10 protein-coding genes are annotated in these 11,309 nt (G+C 48.4%); 7 read left to right on the top strand and 3 right to left on the bottom strand.

The window, feature by feature from the left end; all coding sequences use genetic code 11:
* Positions 1 to 195: 195 nt before the first annotated feature.
* From K3T82_RS44375 to K3T82_RS44395, 5 genes are all read left to right on the top strand, one after another.
* Positions 196 to 522 (top strand): hypothetical protein, encoded by a 327-nt coding sequence (locus K3T82_RS44375; protein ID WP_220199864.1) that lies wholly within the window; start codon positions 196 to 198, stop codon positions 520 to 522.
* A gap of 3 nt (positions 523 to 525) precedes the next feature.
* Entirely contained in the window at positions 526 to 774 is a 249-nt protein-coding gene (locus K3T82_RS44380; protein WP_220199865.1) for a hypothetical protein, read from the top strand.
* Positions 775 to 1,683: 909 nt separating this feature from the next.
* The gene (locus K3T82_RS44385) at positions 1,684 to 2,565 is read left to right on the top strand and encodes a sulfite exporter TauE/SafE family protein (RefSeq protein WP_220199866.1); all 882 of its coding nucleotides are present in this window, start codon (positions 1,684 to 1,686) and stop codon (positions 2,563 to 2,565) included.
* 377 nt (positions 2,566 to 2,942) lie between these two features.
* Positions 2,943 to 3,821 (top strand): hypothetical protein, encoded by an 879-nt coding sequence (locus tag K3T82_RS44390; protein WP_220199867.1) that lies wholly within the window; start codon positions 2,943 to 2,945, stop codon positions 3,819 to 3,821.
* 407 nt (positions 3,822 to 4,228) lie between these two features.
* On the top strand, positions 4,229 to 5,011 hold the full coding sequence (locus K3T82_RS44395) for a polysaccharide deacetylase family protein (RefSeq protein WP_236031930.1): 783 nt from the start codon (positions 4,229 to 4,231) through the stop codon (positions 5,009 to 5,011).
* Between the two features lie 140 nt (positions 5,012 to 5,151).
* On the opposite strand, the gene K3T82_RS44400 is transcribed toward K3T82_RS44395, so the two are convergent.
* Positions 5,152 to 5,886 (bottom strand): hypothetical protein, encoded by a 735-nt coding sequence (locus tag K3T82_RS44400; RefSeq protein ID WP_220199868.1) that lies wholly within the window; start codon positions 5,884 to 5,886, stop codon positions 5,152 to 5,154.
* A gap of 532 nt (positions 5,887 to 6,418) precedes the next feature.
* Here K3T82_RS44400 and K3T82_RS44405 point away from each other — a divergent pair.
* Complete coding sequence (locus K3T82_RS44405; protein ID WP_220199869.1) at positions 6,419 to 7,411, top strand: DMT family transporter; 993 nt, start codon at positions 6,419 to 6,421, stop codon at positions 7,409 to 7,411.
* 35 nt (positions 7,412 to 7,446) lie between these two features.
* Here the strand turns inward: K3T82_RS44405 and K3T82_RS44410 are convergent, their stop codons facing one another.
* A complete protein-coding gene (locus K3T82_RS44410) occupies positions 7,447 to 8,361 on the bottom strand; it encodes an NmrA family NAD(P)-binding protein (RefSeq protein WP_220199870.1) in 915 nt (304 codons plus the stop codon).
* Positions 8,362 to 8,627: 266 nt separating this feature from the next.
* Positions 8,628 to 9,107, bottom strand: coding sequence for an aminoacyl-tRNA deacylase (locus tag K3T82_RS44415; RefSeq protein ID WP_220199871.1), 480 nt, complete (start codon positions 9,105 to 9,107; stop codon positions 8,628 to 8,630).
* 676 nt (positions 9,108 to 9,783) lie between these two features.
* On the opposite strand from K3T82_RS44415, the gene K3T82_RS44420 reads away from it, so the two are divergent.
* Complete coding sequence (locus K3T82_RS44420; RefSeq protein ID WP_220199872.1) at positions 9,784 to 11,277, top strand: APC family permease; 1,494 nt, start codon at positions 9,784 to 9,786, stop codon at positions 11,275 to 11,277.
* Positions 11,278 to 11,309: the final 32 nt, after the last annotated feature.

The following is an 11,309-nucleotide window of genomic DNA, read 5'->3' on the forward strand; positions in this document are numbered from 1 at the left end:
TTGACTATTGATGCCCTCCCTTTTATACTCAATATATGAGTAATCATTCATTGAATAATAGTCCTGGAACCGAATGAGAAAACATGCGTGTTTCATCATCTCGGCAAGTTCTTTTCTAAAGATTTGATAGGCTGAATCTTCTTACTGTGCCGACGTTTGGCAGTGAGGGAGAGTTTCTCTCAAAAGGAGTACCTCTTGAATCTCTTGCAGGTGATAAGATCAGACTCTCAGCAGAGCGCCTATCGTGTAGTGGGCACGCAACGTATTATTGTGGAATTGGGAGAGCATCAGTTTCGAGTTCTTATCCAATATTGGAATAGACGGCGCTGGACGATTCCTGAGTACAAAGGGGTTCGTTATCTCAATGGGGTATTAAGAGATGGAGACGGCTCCTGGGTCGTAGTCTGTGATGACCTTACCGCATTGAGCTGTGCCTTGAGCTGTCTACCAACGATATATCAGCATCTTCTTACTCCTGACAGCGATGATTGGCAACCTTCGGAAGGATTGAAAGGAGGGTGAACGATGTCTAGAATCGAGATTGAGGCTCGCTTCTTTCTCTTTACGTTTCTTGGAGCGCTTGTCCACTCGGAGCAGATTACCACAGCAACCATCAATAGGGAGCATATGGTTACTGACCTGTTAGCACGCTATCCGCTAGAACGCTGGTATGAGATGCAAATCCTCACCAAAGAGCAAGTGCGCGCCTGGCTTGAACAGGCCCTGGTGCTCCTTACGATTGACCAGGATGATGCTCGGGATGAAGCGGTATGACCGCGAAATGGAGTGTACATAGAAGAGAAATTCATAATATTCAAGGCCACGTAAGTTGCAGCATCTTGCATTCATATGTAAGATATTAGTAAAAGAGTGATATATTACTCTATGACATTTATGTGTACTTTGTGTGTAGGGGAATTGGAAAGCGAGCTTGGTTCTTTGATGGCAAGAAAGGGATACGCATGCCAGGAATCGTTGTCTCACTCTATAAGTGCGTCACAAGCGCATGCCCCAATGATTTCTCTCCCTAGATAGTGTGAGATAAAGTGAGTCTATTGTACTAGCTGTTGATCGTTAGATCTGTATGTATGACGATCTATGTCGTCAGGTGGCTGGTCCCCGAGGTTCCCTGATAGAGTCTTTCTCCCATCACGCTCGCATATGTTTATAAACATACTGCTGATGCCCGATGTTTGCAGGCAGATTGATTCCCTGGTCCCATTGAACCGGACCATTTTTGTGAGCCTGCCTTTCCGATACGCGCCAGTTTTTTTGCGAACGGGGCTGCGAGGAAAGGAAAAAGACCAATCGACTTTATTCCCCACAAATTGGAGTATGCCAACAGGCATAGAGAGGAGGTTATCGAAGCGGAAGACTGGCATTGATGTGGTAGGTGATGGGCGCCGATAATCTCGCTCCAGAAGGCGAAGCTTTCCGTCCTTTGCTCCCTGGCACCTGGACCCATGCATAGTTGCATGGGCCAAGCAGAGATATCCCTGGCTTTTGAGCTCTCTTTCGGGACCATATCAACAATACCCGATAGTGAGCTGAGAGGTCAGTGAACTTCTCCGCGAACCCTTCGAAAAGAAGGGGCGTGCTGGCAGTACCTCGCGTGGTAAATGCCTGCGAGTTGGCACTCTTTCTGGAAGGGGTTTCGCAATGGTGTGGGTGAAGGGGCGTGCCATGCGGGTTACCATAAAAGGCGTGAAAATCGCCTTCCTAGTGTTGCTCATCGCGGCGTCAGCGTTCGCGGCGGGTCAGCAGCATGGGCGGAGTTGGTCTCCGGGGCGTTTCGGGCATTATACCCTGGATTATGGGTGGCTTGGTGCGTTGACTGGTGCGCTTACGAGCGCAACCAGTGTCGGGGTCGTCGCGCTGCCTCCCGTTCTGGTTCTGGTGCAGCACGTGGCGGCCCCCGTTGTGGTGGGTGTGAGCTTCATTGTCTCGGCGGTCATCAAATTGGTCGGATTTCAGCAACTCCAGAAGCGCGAGCAGATCGACGGCAAGGTGGCATGGTCGCTGTTTTTCGGGAGCGTCCCGGCGACTCTCATCACATCCCTGCTGATGGGTGGCAGGTACGGCTCTAGCACGCTCATCGTGCATGCGTTGGGCGGCATATTGATCGTCTCGGCGGTCTTCTTTGGGGTGAAGCCGGTAATTCTGCGAGCGCGTCAGAAGGAGGAGGGCGTTCAGCCCTCTCCGTCCTGGCAGCGTCTGAGCGTGACAGTGGGCATGGGCGCGCTCGTTGGAGTGGTGGTGGGGCTGGCCTCTGTCGGGAGCAGTTCGCTCTTCATGCTCGTCATGCTGCTCCTGCACCCGAAGATGGAGCCTGCGAGCCTGGTTGGGAACGGTCTGGTGGCCTCCCTCGGGGTGATATTTGCTGGTTCCATCGGCACCCTTGCCACAGGAACTATTGACTGGAACATCACGGGTGGGCTTATTCTGGGCTCGCTTCCCGCTGTGTTCTTTGGGGCGTGGGTGATCAAGAAGATCCCCGCGAAACTCCTCATGGCAGTCCTGATGAGTGTCCTGGGGCTCTCGGGAGGGCTGCTGCTCGTTAAGTAGTAGGTGTGAGGTTGATCAGGTGATGCTTATCTGCTCATACCTCAATTCTAAGGAGGAGATCTGGGGCCTACATGGCCTCCAGATCTCCTCTGCGTTTTGGCTCCGCATTGGAGGAAGCGGTGTTCAGCGCCTCCATTCATTCGCTGAAGGTAAACGGTGTCACTTCCTTTTGCCTTTAACTTATCCTTTTTCGTATGTTTCCAGAATAGCAACTTTTGCTTTTACTATTAGTTACATACTTTTTTTAAGATACCTCACATTTTAGCGGTATAAGTAGTTAAAATTTTTAATTTTCTACGTCTATATAAGTGGGTGAGTAGTAGATAAAGTGGCTACTTGCCGGTAATATTTCAAAACATTGAGGAGAAAATAATCGTATGCCTCTAGCTTATGGGAACGAGAAGCTGTTCCTGGCTTGGGAAGGAACCGACAAATATTTACGCGTCTTATCATCGAATGATGGTATCGACTTTGAAAATGAACATAAATTGCAAGAGAGCAGTCTGAGGAGCACACGACCAGCCATTGCTTTTGGCAAAGGGTTAATCTTTGTTGCTTGGATTGATCATGATGAATATATAAATATTGCATCATCGCCCGATGGCCTCAATTGGAGCGATAAGATGACAATGGAGGAGACAGCTCATCGCCGTTGCGTCCCTGCTCTCACTTTTGCCGATGACAAGCTTTTTCTGGCTTGGGCTGGTCGCGACCACAAGAGTCATATCAATATCACCTCCTTCAATGTGGCTGATGATGGTGCGCTAGCTCCATTCGATAAGGTAACGTTGGATGAGGAAGCTACAGGTGAGTCAGGGCCTGCTTTAACAACGGCAAATGATAGAATCTACCTTGCCTGGCAGGGCCGAGATAACCATATCAATATCCTTTCATCGACAAATGGCAAAAGTTTCCAGAACAAACAGACGCTAAAAGAGGAAAGCCCTCATACAGCTACACCAGGACTTGTTTATGGTAACGGGTATTTGTACCTTTCCTGGATCGGTCATGATAGGCGGGTCAATCTTCTGTCTTCTGAAGATGGGAAAAACTGGGGCCAGAAGGTGACACTGGACGAGAAATCTTCAAGCACAGGAGTCTCTGGTCTGGCTTATGGCAATAATACGCTCTTTGTAGATTGGTCTGGCCATGAACATGAGCATCACCTCAATGTCATGTCCCTTAAGCTTACAGGCACAGATGGCACTATTCCAACTGAAGGGGAAAAAGTGACGTTGGAAGCTGAGGCTGACTAAGAGGCGTTCTCTTTCGGTGGGAGGCCGCTGGTTTTAATCAGTGGTCTCTCTTTTTTTATCTCCGCTAGATCCATAACATTTGTCATGAAACAACAAATTCAGAGGCTTCTCCCCTTTGCGTCTGCGCCCACCTATCTATCATTCCGTCCTCCCCTTGCGGCGGTTTAGGAAGTGAGCCTCTATGTAGGCTCGCCCACCCCAAAAAATGTGAACTTCATTACTCCTGTGCCTTTCTCATAGTAATTTTGTGGCCTGTGTCATACTCATCTATTCATTTTCCGGATATGCTTGCTCATAAGAAGAACGGCTGCAACCCTACATAATATTCATCTCAAAACTTAATAAACTAATTGAGCTATTCAAAATTATTGATTTCTAAAAAGTAAAGTATATGTGAGAAAACGGTTATGAAAAAGATGATACTGACAACCCTCGTACTCATTATATGTCTGGGTGCCTGGGCTTCATATGTAATCACCTATCCAGACACGGTGCAAAAGGCTGGAGCGCAGACCGCATCAACACCAACACCAACGCCAGTCGAAGATAAGACAAAGCCTATTTCGCCTAAAATGAAGGCCAATGTCTTCTCACAGGGAAGCGACGCAGTCAACGAGATTGCATTGACCTTTGACGATGGTCCGAGCCCTACATATACCGCGCAAATCCTTGATATCCTGCAAAGATACCAGATCAAAGCGACCTTTTTCTGTATTGGTCAACAGGTGCAGGAGTTTCCAGCGTTGGTCCAGCAGGAGTTTCAGGATGGGGAAATTGTTGGGAACCATACCTGGAGCCATCCTGATCTTACGACGCTTTCTGTACAGGATATCAATTCCCAAATGCAAATGACCTCTAACCAGATAAAGAATGCGACTGGTATCACACCAGTACTCTTTCGCCCTCCCTATGGGGCAATCGATGACAAGGTCAAAGAGCAGTCCGATGGTTTAAATATGACGCCGGTACTCTGGTCTATTGATACAACGGACTGGCAAATGCCAGGGGTTGATGCAATAGTAAACAATGTGGTGAGTAATGTTGGTAATGGAAGTATCATTCTCATGCACGATGGTGGTGGAGATCGTTCTCAGACTATTGCAGCTCTTCCGCGAATCATCACTGCCTTGCAGCAGCGCGGCTTTCGGATCGTCACAATTCCAGAACTCATGGCCGATGCCGGTGAATGAGGGTTATCCGAGGCTATAAGTCATTTTGAGTGAGCTGGTGATCAGTCCGTTTGCCACAAGGTATTCATGAAACATATGGATACCTTGGGGCAAACTAGCTCTATTATGCCAGCGCTAATGCAAAGTGCGAAAAAGATCCATCATTCCAGCAGATCCTTCCCGGTTGAGGTTTGAGTTTCAGACTCACGAATGACTTGCAGTTGGTTCACAATATGGGGAAAACCATCATGACAATTAATCAGATAGCGTGCGATAGTATCGCTAGGGTATGCTTTATCTGACGTGGGCCGATGCCCCTTTGACGCATATTTGCGGGTCATAGGATTTTTCCCAGGAGGAAGAATGTAGCGGATTTCTCCAGAATACTGGCGTTCCCGCACCTGAATGGTAACCTTCTCCCCAATAGGATACGCTCCTTCACCCATCGGTCCAAAAAGCTGAGCAAACTGTTCGTCACTTCCATCGAGTATGTAGGGTTCATAGACGCGACGTCCATTTTTAAGAGACTCAATGATAGGGACGCGTTCATCTGTTTCCATGGTCACAATCCAGAGGCTTAAAAAAACTTGTGGCTGTACAACAGCAACAGGGGTCCACATCAAGGCTTTCATACTTGCATGTGCATGAGTGGCTTTACGTGCCGCATGTTCGAAAAGTTTCATTTGGATGTGACGAAGAAGTTCATCGCTTGTATATCGACTGAGATGCTTAAGAGAAGCTATCTCGATACCGTCTACCTTTACTACAGCCTGTATACCCGATTGTTGCCAGTCAATAGCGTCGAGCGGGATCTGTATCTGCTTGCCTATCGCCTCAATCTGCTCGGCTATTTGGCAGGCCTCTTGTTGTTTGGTATCTTGATGTGAGTAGGTCATTGATTCTGGCTCCTCACAAGGCAAGTATGAAGCCTGCCTCATCTAGGAAGAACATTAAATGAGGGGAATGCGTCTCATGGATATCTCGGCGGAAACGACCACTCTTTGGGAGACGCGCTCTATCTGCTACGTACCTATGTTCGCTACGAGAATTCTCCACAGTATGGGAAATGATCCAGATACAGCATTAAGAGCAAAGGGTGAGCGTTGGTAGTGCATGAAGAAAATTCGCACGATGTTCTTCCAATTTTAGTAAGTCACCACCAGCGAGAGTTTGTCAAGATAGTATACCTGAAACAGAAGCTTCTGCAAAATATGAGGAGAAAAAGTCTTAGAGGAAGCAGATGGTGTTTGATGTGACATGGTCGCTGGATTGGCTGTAAGCTTTTTCCTTCTCTGCCAATGAAATTGCTCGATTGGCTGTGGCGAAACATGACTTGTGCTGCTAGTATAGGTAGCGAATATTCGCTTATGGATAGGGCGCGGGACGCCAGACTTACGCTCATTTTGAGAACAGAGGGAAGCACGCTTCATGGATATGGTGGATCAGCCAGAGAATAGACAGCAGGATTCGTCGGAGAACCTTCCGCAGCAAGGCGAAAAGCGCCTGAATCAGAAGACCTCTATGAATATTAGACATTCGCCACTGATCATCATTGTGGCGCTCTTTTATATTGTTCTATGGGGGTCGGCCTTTATTGCTACCAAGGTTGGGGTTACTCTCAGTCCCCCGATAACCTTCCTCGCAATCCGCTTTCTTGCTGCAGCGCTCATCATGGCGGTACTCGTGTGGATAGGGAAGTTTTCATGGCCACGCGGATGGGCAGCCTGGGGTCGCCTCGTGATCTTCGGTCTGCTGAACTGCGCCTTGTACCTGGGATGTAATTACATAGCGCTCCGCTCACTCTCGGCGGGCATGGCATCAATTATTGCCGCCACGAATCCACTTATACTCACCCTGATTGCGCCATTGCTGTTACGCGAGCGTCTGACGTGGTGGCGTATTCTTGGTCTTGTGTTGGGATTTGGCGGGGTGGTCTTTGTCATGAGCGCCAGGCTCAATGGAGGTGGTCATCTCGATACGGTGGGCGGGATGATCATAGCGTTTCTTGGGGTTGTAGGGCTGGTTGGAGCTACTATTTTCTATAAACGGTACCCGCCCCGTGAGCATGCCTTTGTGGTTAATGCGGTCCAACTGGGGGCAGCGGGTCTTGTACTCATACTCCCCGCGCTTCTTTTTGAGCATCCCACGCACATAGACATGGGCGCACCTCTCATCGAATCATTTCTCTATCTTGTCTTTGTGATAAGCATTGGGGCTTCATTGCTCTGGTTCTGGCTCTTAAAGCGCGGTGAAGCGAGTGCTGTCAGTTCCTACTACTTTCTGACACCTATTGTCGGCCTTGTGTTATCAGCATTGTTACTGAGCGAACCCTTCGGCCTTCGTGACATGCTTGGACTTGTCGCCGTTGCCATCGGTATCGCGCTCATCAACCGTCCCGCGCGTACTCAGCCTGTTGACTAAACTATAACCTTGTGGAACCTTCAAGCGGTGGTGTCTCATTGTGTGAATTCGGCGGCGTGGAGCTTCACGAAATCATACATGCTTATTGGCATCTCGCCAGTGAGTTTGAAAAAGTCGTCAGTCATACGGTCGTAACGCCCCTGAGCATGCAGGTCAGCCATCGCTTTGAAATGATTGGCGACGTGTGGAGAGGTCCCTGCCTCACGAAGTTTATCGGCCCACTGAGGGAGTGGCACATCGCGATAGCGTATCGTTCGACCAAGTGCCTCAGAAAAGATGCGTGCGTAGTGTTCGAGATCAGCCGACTCAAATCCAGTCAGATTGTACACATGACCGATATGTGGGTCCGGATTGTCAAGGATAATGGCTACGGCGCGCGCCACATCAACCGCCGAAATCGGCGAGGTTTTGCCACCACCCAGTGGTAGCGCCAATTCGTCGGCATCCCGTACGCTAGCCGCGGCCAGAAGGAGAAAGAAGCCTTCAAGGAAGACTGTCGGTCGGACTGTAACGACCGGCAAGCCTGACCACAACAGCGCCTGCTCTGCCAGCCAATGCAGTTTGTGCTGTGGGCTGTCCGTGGTCTCGGTGATGCTCATCTGCGAGACTGTCATTTGCGACATATTCACGAAAGCCTCGACGCCGTGATAGCGTGCTATCGTGGCGGTGTTAATTGTGGCTTCCAGATAAGCCGGAGAGACAGACATTCCAAAGTAGATGCGCGCACACCCTTCGATGGCGCGATGCATCGATGTGAGATCTGTCAGGTCGCCCTGGACAACTTCGGCACCGAGTCGGCGCAACGCTTCGGCTCGCTCATCCTCCCTCCGGACCAGGGCGCGGACCCTATGTCCCTTGGTGAGCAGTAATGCGGTAAGGTTGCGGCCGATAGCACCGACATTGCCAGCCGCTCCGGTTACAAGAATTGGACTTTCATGTGTTGATTTCATCGCCATATACTTTATTGTAGAGTGGTAGCCTTGTAGATTGGGAGGTATTCGGCGTTTGGCGTGTTCTTGGATCTGATTGTCATTAGATGAGACATCACTTGATGGATATTTGTTGCCTCTACAAAAGGATTCCCGTGTAACTCACGGGAATTGATGCCTGTAGAGATCTTGTAAGACCTGAGACTTCAGGCAGCTGTTCGTGGAAGCAGGAACTAAACAGGATGTGTAGCTTGTTCATATACAGATCGGCTCGGAGAACTGATCTGTTAAACAACGGCGCTCGGACCCGCAAAGTCCAGCATATGAGGGTGAACGAGATTGGCAAAATCAATGTACTTCATGCTTATGGTGTCGGTGTGGGTGCCAGCGGAGAAGGTGATGGCATCTTCATTGGCAAGCCTTTTCTCGACATAGACGGGAAGTCCATACAGATTGCCAAAGGGGGGCATGGCGCCAATCTCACAATCGGGGAAAGCCATCGCCAAATCCTCCTCATCTGCCAGAAGCACCTCTTTGGCACCCAGCGACGCGCGAACCTTCTCCAGATTTGCCTGAGAGGAGGCGGGGAGCGCCAACTCCATCATCTTGCCATCGACATAAATGACCACGACCTTCGCCATCTTTTCGCTTGAAAGGTGCTCTGCTTGTGCTACCTGCTGGGCGCTACCTGCGCGTTCATGCTGCTGCTCCTGAAAAGGAACATGATTCTGTTGCAAGTATGTCTCCAGCTTCTCTTTGCATTGCATAGAGAAATACCTCCTTTCATTGTCATAGATAACGGTAACCACTATTACTCGATATTAGTATATGTTTGGCCTCCTAGCTGTGCTATACGCATGAGCAAATTGGCTTTTGATATTTGGACGTGCATATTGTTGCTCAGAGGCCCCAGGCAACAGAAGCCCTCAATCCCGTGCAGATGTGCCAGAGCCATTTATTCCTTCCTAACTGAATGTAGATATGGGAAATGTTTAACTTGATTGTTAAAGGTCATAAAATCCATATATGATTTCTTGTCTACAATAAGTGTTTCTTGACATATTATCCTGGCTGTCACGCTGAATTTGTTGCCGATGCAGTAATGATATGACTCGCCTCCAGCTTTTCAATAGCGCAATACGGCAGAGCATTTCTATCCTTTATATCTGTAGGAGTAAAATTTTTTCTCAAGGTACAACAGTCCCCCATCTTGCATTTATGCTCGCTTTTGTATATAGTGTCAGCAAGGGAGGGGAGTTAGTGACTCTCTTCTTTGCCACTTCTTTTGCAAAAGGCTCTGTTTCTTTACGTATATCCCGATTGCTTGTATCACTGCTTTGTTTCCGGTCGGAGAAAAACTCAAAAAGCTTTGCTTTATACGTTTGTGGGCACGGCCTTCAATGAGGAAGTGTCTTCTTCATTTTTTTTAAGGAGATAGATACTATGCGGGCATGGAATGGAAGGAACCTACCCTCGGAAGAATATGTGCGCAAGACTATGCCGCAAATAGTTGGAACATTGGACATGGTGATGATAGTCATGTTATACATGTTTTTTATCACTAATCCTGTGGGAACGATGAGTGGAGGGCCAGCCGCCTTGACCTATTGGCTTCTTGGCGCGTTGGTTTTCTTTCTCCCAACGGTGGTTGCAGCCGCCCAATTGACAAAGCTCTTGCCTCACGAAGGTTCTAATTACAACTGGACGCACAAAGCGTTAGGCGGATTTTGGAGTTTCTTCGCCAGTGTAACTTTCTGGCTTCCGGGTGTCTTAGTGACTGTGGGCTCGGCTAGCTATTGTGTTAGCTTGATACAAGGGCTAAATACCAAGTGGCTGACTGCTCCCTGGGAACAGGGACTACTTGTCATTGCCCTGCTCATTGTCTCGACAATTCTCTCATTGCAACGGTTACAAATCTTGCTCTATCTCGTACGTATCACAACGATCATTACCTATGCACTTGTTGCTTTACTTGGCCTTGGGGCTGTCATCTGGATCATGATGGGGCATCACCCGGCAACCGATTTTGCGTTGTCGAACTGGGGCGTCAATCCTTCCAATTTTGGACTCTTTGGTGGTGTTCTTATTGCCTACTTAGGTATTGATGCACCATTGATCCTGGCAGGTGAGACGAAAAAGAATTTTTCTGTATCACGTTCATTGCTCTGGAGTACCATCGCAGTGATTGCTGCCTACTTAATCGTTTCCTTTGCCTTGCTCGTCATAGAGGGATCAGATGGAGTTGCCCAATTGGGAAATTTCTCAGTGATCGCGGCTATTGAGCAAGTTTTTGGCAAAACGGTTGGAGGGGTGGCTGCTATTGGCATTATTGCCTATTTCCCCATTTTTCTGGCACTCAATGGTAATCTTTTTGCTCGCCTCTTGATGACGACGAGTATTGACAGGCGTCTACCTGTGGGTCTTGCCAAACTCAACAAGATGCGCGAACCAGCCTCAGCAATTCGGTTTCAAACGATTGTGACTGTGTTGTTTGTAGCTATCGCCTTCCTCTTGCCATACATTTTTCGTGTTGAAAATCCCGCGGACCTGAATAATGAAGTGCTCTCCATCACCTTATCGATGATGACACTTGTCTGGTCTTTTTCTTCAATATTCTTGTTCATCAATTTATTAATCTTTTGTCTACGTGATCCAAAAGGCTTCCGTCAGAAGCGAATTTTCCCTATGTCAATCATATGGGCCTGCATTGTTATTGCTCCTGTCGCCAGTATTGTTGCGATCATTATGACGCTGAGTTATTCGCCTATTCCGCAGCTTTCTGCTCAGCAGTGGATGTATATTGTCGGTGGTCTCACTATCGTCTGCTTAGTTATCTGTGTGATTTTCAGTTTATTTGCAACGAGCGAGGCCGCATGGCAAGATCAGTCGAGTATCGCAGAGACAGATGAGAAGGTAAATGTTGAAAAATCCTCTTAATGGTTTTCGGATAAGGAGAATCCTGATCATTT

Source organism: Ktedonospora formicarum, assembly GCF_016587355.1.
In the GTDB taxonomy this organism is placed as follows: Bacteria; Chloroflexota; Ktedonobacteria; order Ktedonobacterales; family Ktedonobacteraceae; genus Ktedonobacter; species Ktedonobacter formicarum.